The organism is Neobacillus bataviensis LMG 21833 (assembly GCF_000307875.1).
GTDB lineage: Bacteria > Bacillota > Bacilli > Bacillales > Cytobacillaceae > Neobacillus > Neobacillus bataviensis.
The window spans coordinates 1-532 of sequence record NZ_AJLS01000175.1; the positions used below are offsets into that span (position 1 = coordinate 1).

1 protein-coding gene is annotated in these 532 nt (G+C 43.6%); it reads right to left on the reverse strand.

Annotation, left to right across the window (positions count from 1 at the left end):
- A partial coding sequence (locus BABA_RS24455; protein ID WP_007087956.1) for an HAD-IC family P-type ATPase occupies nt 1–532 on the reverse strand: 532 nt, incomplete at both ends.

Here is a 532-nt window from a genome sequence, read left to right on the forward strand (position 1 = left end):
CTTTGACTCCAACAGGTGGCTGTTCCATGATATGACTGTCGGCTTTTTCACGTGAAAGTCCAAATCCGCGAATTCCATCAGCAAGGACATTGATGTAAAGGAGTTGAATTCCTGTAAAAGGCATTCCCCAACCGACAATTGCTCCAATGAGCATTGTTAGAATTTCAGCTACGTTTGCTGAGAGAAGGTAATAAATTGTTTTTTTGATATTGGTGTAAACACGACGTCCTTCACGAATAGCGGCGACAATGGTTGCAAAATTGTCGTCAGCAAGAATGATATCAGATGCAGACTTGGCAACTTCTGTGCCGGCTATTCCCATTGCAGTTCCGACATCGGCAGCTCTTAAGCTGGGTGCGTCATTGACCCCGTCTCCTGTCATGGCGACGATTTGTTCTTTTTCTTGCCAGATTTTTACAATACGAAGTTTGTCTTCAGGACTTACTCGGGCATAGACCGAAATTTGTTCAATCATTTGGCTAAGTTCATCATAAGCTTCTAGCGTAAAGTCATATCTACCCGTACCGCAAAC